Annotated in this window: 13 protein-coding genes; 2 read left to right on the top strand and 11 right to left on the bottom strand. The window is 53.3% G+C overall.

What is annotated here, in order from left to right; translation table 11 throughout:
• Positions 1-8: 8 nt before the first annotated feature.
• From ABD028_RS18185 to ABD028_RS18150, 8 genes are all read right to left on the bottom strand, one after another.
• Positions 9-1,043 carry a cupin-like domain-containing protein gene (locus tag ABD028_RS18185; RefSeq protein WP_343846835.1) on the bottom strand — a complete coding sequence of 345 codons (1,035 nt, stop codon included), beginning with the start codon at positions 1,041-1,043 and terminating at the stop codon, positions 9-11.
• Positions 1,043-1,795 (bottom strand): SapC family protein, encoded by a 753-nt coding sequence (locus ABD028_RS18180; protein ID WP_343846833.1) that lies wholly within the window; start codon positions 1,793-1,795, stop codon positions 1,043-1,045. The genes ABD028_RS18185 and ABD028_RS18180 overlap by 1 nt, the downstream gene beginning before the upstream one ends.
• Before the next feature lie 142 nt (positions 1,796-1,937).
• Positions 1,938-5,000 (bottom strand): TonB-dependent receptor, encoded by a 3,063-nt coding sequence (locus tag ABD028_RS18175; protein ID WP_343846831.1) that lies wholly within the window; start codon positions 4,998-5,000, stop codon positions 1,938-1,940.
• A gap of 491 nt (positions 5,001-5,491) precedes the next feature.
• Positions 5,492-8,341 carry a glycosyl hydrolase 115 family protein gene (locus ABD028_RS18170; protein WP_343846829.1) on the bottom strand — a complete coding sequence of 950 codons (2,850 nt, stop codon included), beginning with the start codon at positions 8,339-8,341 and terminating at the stop codon, positions 5,492-5,494.
• The gene (locus ABD028_RS18165) at positions 8,338-10,044 is read right to left on the bottom strand and encodes a glycoside hydrolase family 43 protein (protein WP_343846827.1); all 1,707 of its coding nucleotides are present in this window, start codon (positions 10,042-10,044) and stop codon (positions 8,338-8,340) included. The genes ABD028_RS18170 and ABD028_RS18165 overlap by 4 nt, the downstream gene beginning before the upstream one ends.
• Positions 10,041-11,114, bottom strand: a complete 1,074-nt coding sequence (locus ABD028_RS18160; RefSeq protein ID WP_343846825.1) for an endo-1,4-beta-xylanase — start codon at positions 11,112-11,114, stop codon at positions 10,041-10,043. Before ABD028_RS18160 ends, ABD028_RS18165 begins: the two co-directional genes overlap by 4 nt.
• 203 nt (positions 11,115-11,317) lie before the next feature.
• Positions 11,318-14,875 (bottom strand): ABC transporter permease/M1 family aminopeptidase, encoded by a 3,558-nt coding sequence (locus ABD028_RS18155; protein ID WP_343846823.1) that lies wholly within the window; start codon positions 14,873-14,875, stop codon positions 11,318-11,320.
• Between the two features lie 11 nt (positions 14,876-14,886).
• The gene (locus ABD028_RS18150; RefSeq protein WP_343846821.1) at positions 14,887-15,780 is read right to left on the bottom strand and encodes an ABC transporter ATP-binding protein; all 894 of its coding nucleotides are present in this window, start codon (positions 15,778-15,780) and stop codon (positions 14,887-14,889) included.
• Positions 15,781-15,972: 192 nt separating this feature from the next.
• Here ABD028_RS18150 and ABD028_RS18145 point away from each other — a divergent pair, with 192 nt between their 5' ends.
• Both ABD028_RS18145 and ABD028_RS18140 read left to right on the top strand, forming a co-directional pair.
• Entirely contained in the window at positions 15,973-16,383 is a 411-nt protein-coding gene (locus ABD028_RS18145; RefSeq protein ID WP_343846818.1) for a hypothetical protein, read from the top strand.
• 74 nt (positions 16,384-16,457) lie between these two features.
• Positions 16,458-17,078 carry a YigZ family protein gene (locus ABD028_RS18140; RefSeq protein WP_343846816.1) on the top strand — a complete coding sequence of 207 codons (621 nt, stop codon included), beginning with the start codon at positions 16,458-16,460 and terminating at the stop codon, positions 17,076-17,078.
• Here ABD028_RS18140 and yjjG read toward each other — a convergent pair.
• The 3 genes from yjjG to ABD028_RS18125 form a co-directional block, all read right to left on the bottom strand.
• The gene (gene yjjG / locus ABD028_RS18135; protein WP_343846814.1) at positions 17,075-17,755 is read right to left on the bottom strand and encodes a pyrimidine 5'-nucleotidase; all 681 of its coding nucleotides are present in this window, start codon (positions 17,753-17,755) and stop codon (positions 17,075-17,077) included. The genes ABD028_RS18140 and yjjG overlap by 4 nt on opposite strands.
• A gap of 9 nt (positions 17,756-17,764) precedes the next feature.
• Positions 17,765-18,295, bottom strand: coding sequence for an inosine/xanthosine triphosphatase (gene yjjX, locus ABD028_RS18130; RefSeq protein WP_343846813.1), 531 nt, complete (start codon positions 18,293-18,295; stop codon positions 17,765-17,767).
• 76 nt (positions 18,296-18,371) lie between these two features.
• Complete coding sequence (locus tag ABD028_RS18125; protein WP_343846811.1) at positions 18,372-19,556, bottom strand: hypothetical protein; 1,185 nt, start codon at positions 19,554-19,556, stop codon at positions 18,372-18,374.
• Between the last annotated feature and the right edge of the window lie 6 nt (positions 19,557-19,562).

Here is a 19,562-nt window from a genome sequence, read left to right as displayed (position 1 = left end):
GGCTGTTCCTATCTGTTGAGTTTATTAATAAGCCTGGCGCGCAATTGCCTGGAGCTTAGCTCCGTCATGGGCCCTAAGTCCCCCCAGGCTTGCTCCGGCAGATGGGCTCGTGGCAACTGACTATCGCCAAACACGTAATAGTCAAATACCTGCTTCCAGGCTGCTTTTTCATGGGCTGGTTTATCACGCAGACTCAGCATGGCATGCTGCAGCACATTCATGGCCGAGCCCATAAATTTTGCCGCATCGCTCCACCAGTAGTTGATCAGAATGTTGACACTGTCCAGCCCTTCCACCTGATGCCACCACATACTGGGAATATAGATAGCATCCCCCGGCTCCAGCTCGACACTGAGTCCGACTTTGATGGCTTCGGCAAAGCGTGGAAAGCGGCCAAGGTCCGGCTGATGAATATCCACCGAGGTGATGGCCTGCCCACCGGGAGTTGGCGTGAGCGGCCCCGGGTAGAGGTTGGCGATCTGATCCGGCGGAAACAAGGTAAAACGCCGCCGCCCCAACACCACACAGGCAATATTGTCTGAGGCATCATAGTGACAGCGGGCCACAGAGCGATTGCCTATCCAGAGACTGGGCACCGGCGGTTCACAGGCTTGCGGCGATGGCCTGACGGGTATGTCTAAATGGTTATCGGCGCTCAGGCCCGGGAAGTTGTAATCAATAACATTGGAAGCAATATAGTAACTTGGTGGGTTGGCGGTTTGCCGACAGGCCAGCAGCCTGTCCAGCACCTCATCCAGCGCCAAGCGGCTGGTTTCATAATTAAGCCGGGTAAAATCGTCGTTATAGCCGTAACGACCGTCAAGCCCCGGCTCGCCCTGATAAACAAAGGCCGGATTACCGTTATAAAACGATTTAAGATAAGCCACGGCTTCTTCGCTGGACTGCCTGCCTAGCACTACCAATTTCCAGTGACTGACTAATCCCTTAAACACCACGGGCTGGCTAAAGCCACTTAAATCTGCAGGTAACTGACCAGGAGGCAGGTTGTTAATAACGGGCACAGGCGCATAGTCGACGTGCATCAGGCCCCCTTGCCGGCCTGGCCCAGGCGCTGATTTTTCTTGTCTATCAATTGCCGAATATTACTAAGAGAAGCCATGGCCGCATAGCAGAGTGGCAAAGCGCCAGCCTGGTGTAAGCCATGTAACTTTTGCGCATCCAACTGTGCCAGGCGCTGTTCGCTGATGGTGGCATAGCCGGTCAGGCGCAGTTTTTCGCCGCTGTGCAGTTCAATATCAATATTGATGGACTCAAATAAATCCAGTTCCTCGATTAAGGCATAAAGTCGCGGCGCTATGGCCATGCCCTGATGGAGCTGGGTTAAACATGCTGACACAAACTCCAGATAAGGGCTGTTGCCACCGTATTCCAGAAACAGCGCCCTGCCTTGCGGCTGGTTAACCTTAGGGTGGTCCATATCGATATGGATAACCGCCACCTCCTGATGCTGGCCGTCTTCCTGGCGATGCTGCATACCAATCAAAAATGGTCCCCGCTCTAACATCGCCGGTATCTGTCTGGCCGCCCAGCCTGAAGGCAACTGCGGCTCCAGAAACAGGTTCTCGCCGGCTTCAAATCCTAACAATGCCAGAGCCTGATAAGGACCATTGGGTTGCTGGCGACGAAACAGCAGCGGATATTCCTTTTGCAGTTCGGTAAATTCATTGGGCATCACCGGCACACTGGCCAGATTGTCACCATACTCCGCGGCAAACCGGTGCAACACCCGGGTCTGTTGATGACTGATATTGTTAAGCAAAACATGTTGCGGCATAAATAATACTATCCCCTGAACAACTTAACCTGTGTATCCCCACTATGCCTGTACTGGCGAACAAATGTACAGCACCGCAAACAGACAAGAGCCGCTGTTACCAGCGGCTCTTACATTTCAGGTCATAACAGGACACCTGCTTTTAGAATGCGTAACGGGCACCAATCTGATAGCGCGCTCCTAAATCGGTCAGATACCAAAGCTGCGCTTCATTACGGGCGTGCTGCCGGTCATTCTCACCAGTGATATTCAAGCCTTCCACAAACACGGTCAGGTCCTCACTGATGTCATAACTGACATTCACATCTATCTGCCAATAAGCTTCGACGAATCTTGGGTTGCGATCCGCGCCCTTATTCACCTCAGCCAGGTATTTATCCCGCCAGTTCCAGGCAACCCTGGCCTGCCAGCCCTCTTTCTCATACATGGCAATCAGGTTGGCCGTGTCACTTAGGCCCAGCAGTGCAAACTGGTCCTGATCCGGATCGGCTTCACTGTCAAACCCTACATCACCGCGTACTATGGTGTAGTTGGCTTGCACACCAAAACCGCTATCCCCGAAGAAATGCTGAATCGCCAGCTCGGCACCATACAGTTTGGCTTCGCGGCTGTTATCCGGGATACTGGTACGGAAGGTCGTTTCAGGATCCGACTCGTTGGCCAGCAGATCATAGTCACGTTCAATATCTATGATGTCCTGTGGCGACAGATTATTGTAATCACCTGCACCACCAGGGAAGTCTGTTGGATTATTCAGAATGACCATCATGGTAAACAGCGAGGTGTTGTCGACCAGTACCCCCAGATCATTGAGTGCATCCATGGCCGCCTGGGCTCTTGGCCCCCCGGTCACATCACGAATCCCTAAAATCTTCTGATCTACTTGCCGACGACCGATAAAGTTGATGACGTTTTTCTGAAATAGACCAATAGAGGCATAACTGTCCGGGCTGTAGTACCACTCAAGCGACAGATCATAGTTGGACGACTCCAGTGGTAGCAGACCAGGGTTGGAACCATCGGCCGTAGGTTGCGCGCCAAGCAAGGTGGAACCGCCCCCGCCGCCAAAATTACCGTACGACACGCCCAGGTCACCCAAGCCCGCCCGGCCAATGGTTTTGCCGAAAGAGAACCGGCCTTTAAGATCCTCAGTAATATCCAGGCTGAAATCCAGGCTGGGGAGCAGGTAATCGTAGTCACTGTCCAGTGAGGTAGGCTCCGCGCCTGTGCCTGGATGCGGGTTCACATCATCATTACTGTCCCAGGAGAAATACACCGGGTTTACTAACGAGGTGGACGTTACATCGGTTTTTTCGTAGCGCAAGCCAGTGAGTACGTCAAATGGCATACCGCCCAGCTCGCCGCCTAATGCTACCTGGAAATACACCGCCTGGGTTTCTTCTTTCACCGTATTGTCAAAGGATAAGGCCGTCTCTGAGGCGGTGGGCAGAGCAGGATTGGCATTAGGGTATAGCTCCAGCGCCGCATCATACAATGCTCTGGCATCGGCAATAAAACCGTAGCCTCCCGGCATAGTATCGTAATCGTCAAACTCTCCGGGCAGGTCAAAAGGCTGGATCAGGCCATAAGCATCGAATTCACCGGGGAAGGCAATACCCCATCCGCCCAAGTTATCTATATTGCGGCCAGCAGTTTGCATGGAGCGGGATTCCATAGTGCGCAGCTCCACACCAAAATCAAAGCGCCCGTCTTCCAGCACATATTGACCATCCAGTTTCACCTGTGAAATTTCGGTCTTCTGGCTGGCGTTACGTAAACGCGCCACAGACGAGCCCACATCACCGGCATCCACCTGCCCATTGTTATTGGCGCCGCGAATACTGTCGTCATAAACGTTCTTATAGGTTGGCAGATCCATACCCCAGAACCATTCGCGGGATACCACGGTGGGCGCGCCCAGGCCCACGGCCAGCTCCCCCGTATTGCGAGGGCCGGTGCCACGGCTGTACATTTCAGAGTCGTGCGCATCCAGAGTTAGCGAGAAATAGTCACTCACATTGTATTGCAGGTTGAGACCCAGTGATTTAAGCGTATTGGTCTGTTCGCGCCACTGCTGTTCATAACCTTCGTCCACCCCACCATCATACTCTTGCATAATATACACAGGAGTTTTCACGGCGCTGTCGTCAAATTCCACAATACGGGTATTTCCACCGCCCTGCACCCAGTTGGTGATCTCACCGCGCTGCTCTTTGAGTTCATTTTCGGCAAAGGTATAGTCCACTGCTGCGGTCAGGGCATCATTGGGACGAAACTGTAAGGTAAGTTGCGCGTTATCCCGCACCCGTTGGGTATTGGAGAAGGCATAACGAATATCATTTGGGCGGGCAAATAATTGGCCATCCTGCGGCGCATTACGGTAGTCCACGCCAGGGTTGCCATACAAATCACCACCTGGATTACTGTCATCCCAGTAGCCGATATTCCAGGCATTGACCGTCGCGCCGGTATAGCCAGAATCTCGCTCTTGATGGCTGAAAGACAAGCCCACCCCAAAAGTGGATTCGTCATTGGCATAGCTCATAATACCGGACAGTTCCGGGGTCAAATCATCCCCGGTGCGGTTGGTGGTGTCATGTACAGCTTTAACACCGGCACTGGCCACAAAGCCCTCACTGTCCAATGGTTTGGCGGTGATGATATTCAAGGTCGCACCCAGACCACCAGTGGTGATATCGGCCTTACTGGTCTTAAACACTTCTACTGATTTAATCGACTCAGAGGCCAGATTAGCAAAATCGAAGGCGCGGGTACTGCCCCCACGGGTGGTGCCATCGGCACCGGAGCCTGCCCCATAGGTGGTGGCAGCAGGCATGGTACGGCCGTTAAGCGTCACCATGTTATTGTCACCACCAAAACCCCGCACAGTGACTTCAGACCCTTCGCCATTAGTACGGCTAATCGATACGCCACTGATACGCTGCAGGGACTCTGCCAGATTGGTATCTGGGAATTTGCCGATATCTTCGGCCGAAATGGCATCCACCACTCCCATGGAATGGCGTTTAATGCTGGTTGCTTGCTGCAGACTGGAGCGCATACCACTGACCTGAATAACTTCCACAGAGCCATCATCCTGCGCCGCCGTCTCCTGCGCCAGTAACGGCATGGACAGGGATGTGCCCAGCAGTAACGAAATACTGCTGGCCAGGGTGGTTCGGTTAAACACTGTTACTTTGTTCATGTTGTTGTTCCCACTTTGCCTTTATTGAGTGAACCAACGCCTTCTATGCGCACAGGTTAATACCTGCCACACCCCTTCAGCTTGTGTATGCGTCGGTCTGTTCCCGCTGGCCGGAGCACCAGCTAGTACCCGGCCGAATTGTTATTTCTGTCTGCGATTGTAGTGGCGAGCCGGGTGTTTTGATTTTGCAAAAAAACGTTACTCGCTATCTTTTTTTAACAATTCAGCAACACAAACCTTAGATGAAAACGTTTTCAGTTACAAGATTTTAAAAACCAGGATGTTAAAAAACACAATGAGCTTGCGACAAAGCTGAAAGAACAACAGCATTTAGCAAATATTTTTCAATAGGTTATGCCGTTATTTCACCAGAAAACTGCCCACCAGCAGTTTGTTACTAAAATGAAAATAAGCCGTGTAGCACGAATAACAGATATTGAACAGAAAGAAAAATATGCAAACGTTTTCAAGCACTTTCAGGTAGCACCACACTACCTGATGTAAAGACTGGCAGGTGGCCCCAAATAGCTGGGTTGCAGACCACCGGTATCCACTATCAGCTTTTGCAATACCACCCCTGGATCGCGCAGATATAGACGCAGTTTGTGCTGACCCGCTTGGGTCATATGGATACGGGTGGTGACTTTGCGCAGCCCGTCCAGCACAGATTGCTGCCAGGCTTGCTGACTGCTATCAGACAGGATATCCAGGGTTTGCGGCACCTGGTCGTCCAGCCCCACCGCCAGCCGCAGGCCGCGGCCAGGCACAAACCCCAGGCTGGGTGCCAGCCACAGATGCAAATCAAACTGTCCCTGACTGAATAAGTACAAGGGAAATTCCAGGTAGGGGGCAGGTTCGTCCTTCTGCCAGACATAATCGGCGTGAGCAGATGCAGACACCGACTGCCCTGCATAACCATGACCAGGGATGGGTGCCCACCAGGCGCGAGCATGATTGCCGTAAATTGTGGCATCGGATGCTTGTAAGGAAATATAGCCATCGGCCTCCACAAAGTTACCTTTTACTGCCTGCGGGGTTTTGCTGGCCTTTACCAGAATACGTGCGCCCCCCCACCCTGTTCCTTGCACGTGCACCCAGCCCTGATGCGTTCCCTCGCTCAAACCTTGCCAGTCAATACTGACCCAAATGCGCTGCTGTTGATTAACATCGCCCGTTGTCTGACTTAATCTTATCCAGGGCGCTGACGTCGCCGCGTTAAAGGTAAAAGGTTTAAGTTGTTTATTGAATATCTCAATATAGCGCTGCTGCTGACCGTACAGGGTGAAATCCGGCAATGCCAAATCCTGCCCCAAGGGTTCATTGAGTGGCCAGGACAATTCACTGCCCTGCACCGCCACGCCCATATCGGCCACCGGCTCTGCGGCCGGTGCATAAGTGGACACCACCGGCATCAGGTTAGCCGGTGGATTACGCCAGTAGGTATAACCGATATGCGGCTGCGACATCATATGCTTCCAGCGCCCATCAGCCAGTTGGTGATATTGCCCGGACAGTTGCTGATCGCGGTTAAACCAATAACGTACCTGGTTGGCATAGTCATTGGTGGTCACACGCCCCTGCTTGCCGTGCAGGCGGTTAAGGGCCAGGTTATGGTTAAGTTCAAACACCGCCTGAGTGGCCAACAGCGGATAGGCCACCAGTTGAAAATAGCTGTCCTGGTAAACTGGCGGCAGTGCCTTTTCCACCTGCTGGTTTAACTCTGCTAAGGCCTTAAGCTCAGTCGACACCCGCCCGGCTTCGTTGTAATGCAAAATACTGTAGGTATCAGCCTCAACCGCCTCGGGTTTACGCCTGCCATTGTGGCGGATATAGCCATCGAGGATGCGGGCAATATCCGCTGCGTATTCAGGGCCAAATTGCTGGCTGGCCCACTGCTTGCTGAAAGCGGCCTGAGTGGCGGCGCTAAAAGCAGTGGGGTTCCAGGCCATACGCAGAAAGAAGTCGGTGGGCAACTCCATGGGCTTGAGATCGCCGACATTGACTATCCAGATGCGATCCGCCTGATATTGCCAGGCCAGATGCATCTGCTCCCAGATTTTGGCAATAGGAACGGTGTTAATCCAGCGGTAAGAGCGCGGCCCGCCAACATAATCGAAATGATAATACACCCCGGCCCCACCGCTGCGCTTGCGCTCTTCTGCGGTTGGCAGGCGGCGGATATTGCCAAAATTATCGTCGGCCCACAGCAGGGTCACATCATCGGGCACCCGCATACCTCGTTCATAAAAGCCCTGCACCTCTTTATACAAAGCCCATACCTGCGGCACCTGACGAATATCATCAGTGAAGGTGTCAGACAGGATCTGACGCTGATCCGCCACAATCTGTTCCAGCAGGCCGATATTTTCGCCTTCGCTCATGGGTTCGTCTTCCTGGCCGCGCATGCCCAGGGTAAACAGACTTTCCAATTGCTTATGCCGCTGCGCTCCCTGTTGCCAGAAGCGATAGATATTGTCACGATTGGTGGAATACTCCCAGGGCCCTTCGCCATAGCGGTTCCATTCCTTGTCCGCGCGCATCATGGGCTCATGATGAGAGGTGCCCATTACGATACCCATTTCATCCGCCAGCAGCGCGTTGCTGGGGTCATCATCGGCAAAGGCGTTATTCCACATAGCCGGCCACATATAATTGGCTTTCAAGCGCAGCAGCAGTTCAAACACATGTACATAAAACTGGGCGTTGTAGTCGCCAAATTTTTCTTTCACCCAGTTAGTTAAGGCGGGCGCTTCATCGTTAAGAAAAATACCGCGGTATTTCACCTTCGGCGCATCCACCATCGCCGCAGAGGCCTGAACATAGAGACTGGACTTGCGTTTCACCGGCACATCGGCCCACCAATACCAGGGCGAAACGCCAATGGCTTCAGACAGGCTATACACCCCATAAATAGCACCGCGCTTGTCGCTGCCGGCAATCACCAAAGCCTGTTTCACCCCAGGCAACGGCTGCTGCAGGGTTTTAATCTGATAGGCTTCCCAGCGCCCTTCGATAGCACTGACATCCAGCTTGCCCTCGGCGATCAGACGATCCAGCACTGCGCTGTGCCCAAGGCTGCCAATAATCACTAGCTGTTCACTTTGAGTTTGCTGCCCCAATAGCAGTGTTTTACCTGTGACCTTGGCAATATCACTGACCAGATTGTGGGCAGCCCGTTGCACGCCCGGCAAGGCTTCCTTATCGATATACAGACGCGCCTGGCTGTTGGCCCCTACCAGGGTAAATGCGCTTGCATCAGGTTGTTCAGTTAGCCAGTCAGCCGCGCTAAGTGGCGCAGTCAACAGCCCGGTCAGCGCCAGCATGACAGACAGAAATTTCATACCCCTGGCTCCACAGGTTCAAGACGGCTATGCACCCCCAGCATGGTGCCAACAAAGCCCCCTGCTACCTGGGTGCTCAGCAGTTTGCCATCAAATGTACCGCCCAGTGGTTGCCAGGCCTGTTCGCCCAGTTGGTAAGAAAAGCGGATGCTGTCTTTATCGCCCTCAATGGCCAGGTTAATGTCGCCGTTTGCGGGCACTTCCAGCAGCGTTGTTACTATCACTTGTCCGTCATCCCCTGCAGCTTGCTCTAAAAACACCTGCATGCCTTGTGCGACACGACGAGCGCCAAGATAGTAGTGGTATTGTTCGTTCTGAAAAGCCGTCAGTCCGGCCGAGAAGCCTGTCGAGGACAAGTTTAGTGCCGTGCTGACCCGGTAATGCATATGCTGCTGCCGACGGCCGATAAAGCTAAGTGATTCAGCACTATTTAGCCTGCCAGTCTGTGGCTTCACCAACAACTTGCCCTTATGGATATGCCACCAATGGCTACTAAAATCGCGTAGCTGGCTCCAGTGCAGACTAAGCGAGGGCTGGTCAAACTCATCCCGCCAGGTGAAGTTGCCGGTCAGCGCTTCATCCACCGGGCTGTTTGCCAATCCATCCGGTTTTTGTGGCCGATAATCAATAGCTTGCCCAGCGGGTAAAATATGTGGCCAGTCATCCTGCCAGCTCACCGGTAGCAAAAAGGTTTCACGACCACTGTTGTAGAAACGCTGTGCATAGGCGCGGGTGGCCAGGAACACCGCCCACCACTGCCCCTGGGGCGTTTGTACTATGTCCGCATGCCCGGCAGTGGTGATAGGGGCAGGTCTGGCCGGATCCAGATCGCGCTGGGTCAGTATGGGATTACCTTTGTAGGGCCTAAAAGGCAGGTCCAGGCTGTGGCTGCGAAATACCACCTCGGAATGCTCATCGGCGGTGCCGCCTTCGGCACACAGCAAGTAGTACCAACCATTGATTTTGTACAGGTGCGGTGCCTCTATCCAGATAGGTTGTTTGCTCAGATCCACGCCGCCGTTGACAATGATTCTGCCGCTATCGGCCTTAATCTTTTGCGACTTGGGGTCAAACTCCCACAACCAGATGGCCCGGTGCCCCTCATATAAAGGTTCGCCCGGCGGCGGGCCATTGTGGGCAATAAACACCCGGCCGTCATCGTCAAAAAAGATATCGGGGTCAATACCATCCAGTTCCGGCAGCCAAACCGGATCTGACCAGGGGCCAGCAGGATCGCTGGCGGTAACAAAGAAATTACCGCCCTTATCTACCAGGGTGGTAATCATATAAAACAGACCGTCGTGGTATCTCAGGGTTGGCGCAAAAATCCCCCTGGATACCCTGGCTCCCGCCACGTCCAGTTGCGATGGTCGGGTCAGGGCATGGCCAAGCAATTGCCAGTTCACCAGGTCACGGCTATGCAGAATCGGAACCCCAGGCGTATAGGCAAACGAAGATACTGCCATATAGTAGTCCTGCCCTTTGCGGGTAATACTGGGGTCGGGGAAGAAGCCAGCCGCCACCGGGTTTTGATAACGATCTAGGGCCAGCGGAGCGTCAAACACCTCGTCCATGCCCTGGTATTCAAACCACAGGAAACTGGCTTGCGGCTCCGGTGATGGTGCCGACAAGGCGGGCGGTTCAGAGCACCCCAGCAATCCCAGCGTCAACATCAAACTGGCAAGTGTTATACGGCATCTCATGGCTGTCCCCTCAGTCCGTTGGCCATCCCCGCCAAAGCAGGCTTGGCAGCAAAGCTATCGTCAAACAAAAGCGGCCAGTCCGGGCGCTGCTTAAAACCGGGGATCCAACTGTCGCCATCGGTCAGCCCCCACAAGGTGATACCACCGCGTTGCGCCGGCGGCACGGCCTGCAGATAAACCTGCACCACCTGTCGATAACGCTCGGCCTGGAGGCGCGCCAGTTCGGGGGTTAAGGCGCGATATTGCTCTGATTGATTAACAGCAATATCCAGCTCGGAAATACGCACTTTAACACCCCGTTTTGCCGCACTGGCAAAGGCATCATACATGGCGGAAAGTGACGGAGAGTCGGTGTCGATATGTACCTGAAAGCCCAGACCATCAATCGGCACACCACGGGCCAGAAAGTCGTCCAGCATCGCCAGCACCCGCTCCAGTTTGGCGGGCAGCGCACCGCTGATGTTGTAATCATTGTAATAAAGCTCGGCACTGGGATCGGCGGCCCGGGCCAGACGAAATGCCCGTTCAATGTAGCCGGGGCCTATATTGTCCAACCAGATGGTGGAGCGATATGCACTGGGGCTGTCATCGGTAAAGGCTTCGTTGACTACATCCCAACTGTGTACCTGCCCGGCAAAATGTTCAGCCACTGTCTGAATATGCGCATCCAGTATCTCGGTAAAACTGCCGGCCGGCCCCTGATGGGCATCCATCCAGGGCGCAGCCTGGGTATGCCATACCAGAGCATGGCCATGCAGTATCAATCCATGCGCTTTGGCATACGCCAACAGGGCATCGGCGGCGCCAAACTCAAACTGACCAGGCTCGGGTTGCAGGTAAGCCATTTTCATGCCGTTTTCAGCAGTCAGGCTGGAAAAGTGCTGCTCTACCAATGCTTGGCGCTGCGGGCTTTGCAGTACACTGTTTGGCCAGGGGTCAATCGGCACCGCCACCCCAACAGGAAAGTCCGCCAGGGTGTGCAGCCCTACAGACGGGGCCTGCGCCATGGCTTGTGGTGATACCAAAGCTATGCAACAAAGCCAGCGACACAAGGCATTCATCTTTGTCATGGTTTTTTCCGCAGCTGATGGGGCAACTGCTACCAACTGCGTGCGGCGCTGCCCCTTTGAAAGTACAGTGCCAGATTAAAACGGAAAAAGACGTTCTCAATCAATGCCATAGATATTATGAAAGTAGGCAGAAGGGTTGCGTTTTTTCAGTCTGAAAGTAACGAATAAAGACAGGCCGCACACAGCGCGCGGCCTGCATAGGCTTAACGGCTGATGCGAATAATATTGTTGTCGGTATCTCTGTCAATCAGGGTGACCAGCGGGTCTACCCCGGCATAGTCAGGCTCAGTATCCACCTGCAGCACCACCTGGTTTTCACCAGACTTGAGCAAATGCTTGCCACGGTAGACTATCTGACTTTGCTGACCAAAATCATCCGGATCGCCTTTAAACAGCATAATGTCCACCAACTGTTGCATAGGCTGTTCTTGCTCTTCGCCCTGACCGTCAGCCACATAGTGGGCGGCTTTGACATTCAGCGTCACGCTAAAGCCCTGTTCAGCCTCGCTGAGCTTGGCGTCGGTGGCCTGTAATTCATACAAGCTGATTTGCTTAAACAGGGTATCAATCAACTGTTGAGTGGGCTCATCGGCCTTGGCCTTTAACTCCGCCATCAGATCCAGGGTGGTAGGATATCGATCGTCCCGGCCGCCCCACTTCTGCACCATCTGCTTAAGTGCAGCGTTAAGTTGCGCTTCGCCCATGGCTTGCTTAAGCGCCATCATCACCACCGAGCCCTTGCGATAATGTATATAATTCTGGCCTTCGGCGCGGGCCAGCGGCATTTCCTCAATCAGTTCCTGGGTGCGGCCGCGCAGATACCGATCCAGCTCATAGGTCAGGAAAGTACGGGTTTTAGCCTCGCCGTATTTGTGCTGCATCACCATCAGCGCACTGTACTGTGACAAGGTTTCGGAAATAATGGCACTGCCCTGCACATTCGCCGCCCCCACCTGATGTCCCCACCACTGGTGCGCTACTTCGTGGGCCGTCACATAGTACACAGGGTCAATATGCTCCGGATCGCGCAGATCACTGATAAACCCGATTCGCTCCGAGTAAGGCACGGTATTGGCAAAACTCTGGGCAAAAGAACGATAACCAGGAAACTCAATAATACGCATCTGCCGGTGCTGGTATGGGCCAAAAGCCTCAGTGAAATAGTCCAGTGAATCGCGTACCGATTCCATCATCCTGTCCACGTTCCAGTGGTGGGCCGGATGATAGTAAACCTCGATATCAATACCCTTGTACTGCTGTTTTTTTACCGCCAGCCGTGCCGACATCAGGCTATAGAAATTGACCATCGGACTGTCCATTTCGTAGCGAAAATACTGTCGGCCATTATCCTGCCACTGGCGGGTCAGATAGCCCGGGGCAATGGCGGTTTGCTCTGCGTCGGTGGACAGAGTGACGGCAAAGTCAATCAGTCCCACGCCTTTACCAAAGAAACTGTCAGCATAATGACGGCTGTCTTCCAGTGGATAAGCGCGCTGCAACTCAGGTAAATCGCGTTTACGGCGCTCATGCTTGTCACTTAACTTACGCTCGGGTGCAAAGCCAAACTGGCCAAACAGCTCATAATTGTTGATAAAGGTACCGTTTTTCACCAACGTAGGGTCGCCACTGCCGTCTTCAAACCCCACTATCTGGCGTACCACCTCAACCTTACCTGTACGCTGCTCGCCTGGCTGCATCGGTTTGGTGAAGGTAAAGCTGGCCAGGTTCAGGGCTTTATCTACCTCTCCCAGTTCTCCCCCTTCAATCTGCAGACGATAGCTGGGGCTGTATTGGGGCAAGTTCACCAGCATGGCGTCTATCACCTGATCGGTTTTATTGGTCAGCACCAATTCAGCGCTAGCCTCAATGCGACGCTGGTTTGCGAAGATATCCACCTTGGCTTCCACCGCGGTCACGGCAGGAATATCCGCATCTTCCAGGTGGCCGAAGTCGCGCTCATAGCGCTCCTGCAGATCTTCGCCCTGCTCGCTGGTCAGATAGGTATTCAACACCACAGTGTTGTAGTAAATGCCGCTGCCCAGTCCGACAAACACCAATAGTGCCGCGGCCAGCACAGCACGGGCGGTTTTCCCCAACACCAGCGGCAACGCCTGCAACTTGAACTTCAGCCCCATCTGCGGACCACGCTGCCATAAACCGTAACTGACCACCCCGAGGATCACCGCCAGACTCAACCAATAGCCCATAAACCAAAGCTGACTGGTGACAAACCAGCCATAACCGTTCATATCAGAGTATTGCAGGGACGGTGCGGCGGCATAATTAAACAGGCTATGCTCCAGTCCAATCTCCCCCAGGCCAAGAGAGATAAAGAAATAAGCCACAAACAGCAACATCCCCACATATTTGTTCGGGCTGATGGCCTGCAGAAAGAACGCCAGAGCGGTAAGCAACAGCCAGGTCGGGGCCTGGAAGCCCAAAATGGTGACCAGATATTGCCCCAGCTCCAGGTCGTCCATCCCCTTTATCAATTGATAGGCCATGGTCACCAACGCCCCACCAAATAACAGCAGTAAAATCACCAGACACACGGCCAACAGCTTCGACAACCAGAAATGCAGATTAAATACCGGCATGGCATCGACAATATCCCCCATACCAACACTGCGCTCGCGCCACACGGCTTCGGCACTGTACCAGGTCACCACAATCACCAGCAGCAATGAGAAACTGTCCTGGATCAGATTGAGCATATCCTGGGTCAGGGGCCAGTTAGGCGCATCGTATAAGGCTGCCGGGTCAAAGAAATCGCTGATCAGACTAAAGGAAGAAAAGGCCAGTAACACGAAGAAGGCCGGGCTTTTCAGCACCTGGCGAATTTCAAAGCCAGTGCGGGCGCTAAAATGTGCCAACCCAACGCTGGACGAGGGTTTGTAATCAATGCGATTGGCTAGCGGTGGCGTAAATTTATCCGCCTTAGTGGCTTTTTTGCCACCACGCGATGGCAGGCTCAATGGTTTGTGCAATCCGCCAAACAAGCCCAATATCAGCAGAGCCACTGTCAGCCAGATCAAGCGGTTTTGCAGTACCACGCCTTCCAGTCCCACCACCTGGGTATTACGTTCAAAAGGAGTCCAGTAACGACTGACGTCACTAAAAGCACGCAGCCCGTAAGGATCAGACAACGCCGCCAGCACGCGGTATTCAGGCTCATCCAGTAAGCGTCCGGAGATAATATACAGAATAAACAGCGCCACTGCTGTAAGGTAAACCGCCACCACAGAGCGGAACCTTAACGCCGCCGCATAAAACAGAGCCGCCATCATCAGCAAACTGGTCAGGGAAAAGGTCAGAAACGGCGTCAGGTAGTAACTCACCTGGTTAGCACCGATACGTTCGCTGTCCAGCCAGGGCATCAGACTGCCGATAAAAATGCCCAGCGGTACCATGGCAAATACCGTAACACAGACCAGGTAGCTGCCAAGGAAGCGCCCACTCTGGTAGCCGAGCAATTTGAGCGGCTTACTGCTGACAATTTCCAGCATCTGGCTCTGCTCATTACGCAAAGCGGTATTAGCGATAAAATTTACCACCAGAAACATGGCGAACACCCCGAGGATCAGGGTCATCACCGCGATGGTTTGCGGGCTGTTAAAGTTGGTATTGGCGCTACCACCAATTTGCACATTGTCGATAGTCATAGCCAGAAACGGCAACAGGAAAAACACCAGACAAGTGACAATAAAAGACGGCTGACGGGTAAAGTACCGCCATTCAAAACCCAGATTATGTAAAAACATCCTTATTCTCCTCAGGCTGCCTGCGCCTGACGCTCAGCCTTTCTGGCTGCATCCAGGGTGCTGAAATACACATCTTCCAGATTGGCTGGTGCAGATTCAAAGCCTTGCGGGGCCTGATCGGCCAACACATGAATAATGGTCTGCCCCGCTAATAAGCGCTTGGAAATCACCTGCAGCGATTTTTCCAGCTCCGCCGCTTCCTGTAATGACACCGACTTACGCCAGATGCGTCCCTCCAGCTCCTGCGTGACCAGAATGGGGTTACCTTGCAGTAAAATCTGGCCACCACCGAGCACCGCCATATTGGCGCAAAGCTCCGACACATCATCGACAATGTGAGTGGACAGAATAATCACCTTTTGCTCACCCAGACTGACCAGCAGATTATGAAAACGGTTACGCTCTTCCGGATCCAGCCCGGCAGTAGGCTCATCGACAATCAGTAGATCCGGGTCGCCCAACAAGGCCTGGGCGATACCAAATCGCTGACGCATTCCGCCGGAATAACCACTGACCGCCTTATGACGATGCTGAAATAAATTGGTATGCGCCAGTAGCCCATCCACCGTTTCCTTGCGCTGGGCTTTGTTGGTCAGGCCCTTTAGTACCGCCAGATGATCGAGCAGGTCATAGGCGCTGATACGCGGATAAACCCCAAAGTCCTGTGGCAAATAGCCCAGTCGCTGGCGCAAGGCATTGGGCTGACGCAACACGTCCAGCGTATCGAACTGAATATTGCCGCTGTCTGGTTGCTGTAAGGTGGCGATGGTACGCATCAGTGATGATTTACCCGCGCCATTAGGACCAAGCAGACCAAACATGCCCTTGTCGATATTCAGACTGACATTGTCCAGGGCCTTGACGCCGTTCTGATAGGTTTTGCATATATTTGTTATTTTCAGCATTTTGTTCTTCCGTGCAGGTGTGTTCGACTTGGCAACATAACAAACATCCTATTTACAAAACAGATGCCGACATAACTACTAACAACAAAATAGCCGCACTAACTATCGGCCAGACCTGCACAAGGGGTAAACCTTGCCTCTTTGCCGTTATGTGCTAAATATTTGAATAGGCTGGATGTCTGTGAGTAACGCGTGAGATTTATTGCAACGCACTGCTATGATGAGTCGCTAGGGGTGATTGTCACTGAAGCCAGCGGACTGGCTGAACCCGGTGACATTCTGGCTTTGTACAATAAACTGCATTGTCTGTCTGGCCGTTACCATTGCCGTAAGGCGCTGGTAGACTTGCGAAAAGTCAGCCTCAGCTATGACAGCGCCAGCGTCCTGTATACCCTGGATCGCCTTGAACCCTTGTTATGTAATCTGCAAATCGCCCGGGTGGTGGAAGATCTGGATACCCGCCAGCAGCTTATTCAGGAATACGCCGACAAACAGAAGCTGCTAATGCGTAATTTTTTTGACCGCCAGACTGCGCTGGATTGGCTTAAAACCAGCCTGGATAGTACCCGGCTTCAGGCAGGGTTGGCCGCCATGTCCGGCTGAACGAGCAAACGCATATCCTGCATAGCGAGCGGTTTTGTGGCACAATAGCGGCCTTTCGCAGCCAGGAACCGGCCATGCTCTCCGTGTATTCAGTCCCCGCCGCCGCCCATCAATACGAATTTGACATCAAGCGCAGCCGTTTTTTGTGTCTGGTGCAACATGCCGATAACCGGCAGTCGGCGGAAGACTTTATTCGCCTGCAACGCCAATTACACCCGCAAGCAGCCCATGTATGCTGGGCCTATATCGCCGGTCCGCCCAACACTACCCTGATGTCCATGAGTGATGACGGTGAACCGTCCGGCACCGCAGGCCGCCCCATGCTCAAGGTGTTGCAGCATTCCGGCCTGGGAGAAATTGTGGTGGCGGTGGTGCGCTACTATGGTGGAATTAAGCTGGGCACCGGCGGCTTACAACGGGCCTATTCCGATGCAGTGACCGGTGCCCTGAACGAACTTCCCACCAGATTGCAGGTGCCACGCACCGAGGTGCATATACGCATTGATTATGCGCTGGAAGCCAATGTTCGCCATTGCCTGGGGCAGTTTGATATCAGCGAACCGCAGATCCATTACCACCAGCAGGTGGAGATGCATTTCGCCGTGGCCAATGAGCAGAAAGAACAATGCTTGCGCCAGTTGACCGATCTTTGTGCTGGCGCACTCGAAATCAGCATTCCCGCCAGCCTTAGTTAAGCTGCGTTGACCAACAAATCCCGCAACTGGAACAGATCAGTGATCTCATAGTGCGGGTCAATGCCCTGGGGTCGCACCTGCCCTTGCATATTCAACCAGCAGGTATGAATACCGGCATTCAGGCCACCCAACACATCGGCATGGGGATTATCGCCGACCATCAGCACCTGCTCTTTGGGCGGATTACCCAGCAGTGCCATAGTGTGTTCAAAGATCCCTTTATGAGGTTTCGCCACCCCCACTTGTTCGGAAATCACCAGATGCTGAAAATGCTCACTGACGCCGTTGTTATCCAGACGAATTTGCTGCATACGGGTGAAACCATTAGTAATAATCCCCAACGTGGCTTTACCGCTAATGGCTTCCAGCAGTTCGCGAGCGCCCGGCAATAACTTGCTGGTCTGGCCCATGGCATCCACAAAAAACTCATTGATCTGCCCGGCCTGTATGCCGTGTTTCTGCGCCCAGGGGGCAAAACGACGATGCTGCAACTCTGTTGAAGTAATTTCTCCGTCCTGGTACTGGCGCCACAGCGGCATACTGATATGCAGAAAATCTCGATAATCTGTATCGTCAAACTGCTGTTCAAAACGTGAAAAAGCCAGTTTCAGCCCAGCAAAGGCGTCGAAATCAAACAAGGTGTCGTCAGCATCAAACAGGATCCAGGGGTACTGCATCAGGTCTCCTTAATAGAGTTGCGGGTGTAAAAACGGCGCCATGGCAAGTACCAGCGCCTGATGATAAGCACTTTGACGGGTTTCACGGCCATTGGTCAGCAGCCCAATAGCGCCACCTTTGTGCTTGATATTGGTTTGTTGGAATTGCCGGTCCATCACCGGGCCAAGCTCTTCACCGGCCTGCAAGGCCCGCCAGACAACCGGTGGCAACGGCAGATTGGCGCTGCGACCAACCGATTGTTTATGCTTATCGGCGATCACCACATAGGCAAAGGTGGCAGGACCATCAATAAACTCATCCACACCACCTTCAGCGGCCACATAGTAATCCGCCTCAGCCTGACGCTGACAGGCAATAACCCGGTTTACCGCGCCCTGGCGGGTATCGGCCTCATTCATTGGCTGGTCGGGGACGCCGGATGGCACCGACAGCCCCTGGCACTGAATCAGGGTCTGGGGGAAAAGGGCAGAAAACGCCCCTTCAACCGCATTAATTTTGACGGGATTGGTGGAGCCAACCAGAATAGTCAGTGTTTGCATCAGGCCCTACGCTCGATAAAAGCGCCATTGTGCCACAATTGCATGACAATTTATCGGCCAATGGCCCTGTGCAGTGCTAAAAATAATACTCCAGGCTGAATTGCAGATAATCATCGCGGCGCAGCATATATGCCCGATCCTCCTCGGTATCTGAGCTGAAAAACCAACCGTCGATACGCCATTTCCAATGGTCGTTAATGCGACTGGACGCTTCAATATAGCCACTGCGACTGCCGCTTTCATCAAGATCCTGAATAAAGGCAATAAGCAGTTCGGTACCATTGATATCGTTGAAAATCAGCCTGGTCCCCAGCATCAGATCGTTCTGGCCCAGACTGGTAGCCTGTTCATCCCGTTCGTCGTATTGGTATTCCATCAACCAGCCGATATCGTATACCGAGTTCAGCACCCCCACCGAGGTGTACTCAAATCCGGCCGTCAGCGCGTAGTAGCTGTCCAGTTCGGTTTTGCGATGAATAGCTTCCAGCTTGTACAAGGTCGCACCGGAGACCATCAACATATCCAGCCCGGCCTGTTGCATTTGCCCATAATAGGGTCTTAACACGGCTTCCTGTCCGTTCATGGCGGGCTTCAATAGCGGCTCGCGATTGGTGCCATCAAACCAGGACAAACCCAACTCCAGGTCACCTAGATAGCCCATATAACGAACGGCCCAATCCAGATGCTTTTCCTCGTCTGCAGATTCAAACAGGGGATTGTCGGTATCCACCCGCAGTGGCAACCGAAAACGCCCTTCCACACCGCTGAAGGTGCGCTCACGAAAATAAGGCAAGGCAAACAGGCTCAGATTTCCCCAGTCCTTGACCAGCGAAAACTGTACCATGGGCTGTCCCAGCTTCTCTTCAGCATCAATGGCTTCAATAAAATCGGTCTGATTGATCACATCCACCAGATGCTGGGATTCAGTCTGCCCCCAGAACACTTTGCCAATACCGGCGCGCATTTCCCATTCATCGCCCACGTGCAGCCAAATCAGTTCGCGAATATCCATATGGGTGCGTTCACTGTCGCGGCTGTCGTAACGAAAAAAGGGTTTAACATTCAGGCTGTCGCTACCGTCATTCCAGCTATGATAAAACTCCGGCTCAACAAATACCGAGATATCACTGTCATGTTGTTGCTCGTACAACCCGTCCTGAAAATAAAAGCGTTGCTCCAGGGCCGCTTTTACATATGTCTGGGTGTCTGCCGATGCCCCGCAGGCCATCAGCAGCGCCACAGCCGTTAGCGATTTTTTCACCCTTCC

The sequence above is a fragment of the Bowmanella denitrificans genome (assembly GCF_039522935.1).
Taxonomy (GTDB): domain Bacteria; phylum Pseudomonadota; class Gammaproteobacteria; order Enterobacterales; family Alteromonadaceae; genus Bowmanella; species Bowmanella denitrificans.
Note: the sequence above shows the minus strand (reverse complement) of the source record. Positions and strands in the feature narration are given on the sequence as shown.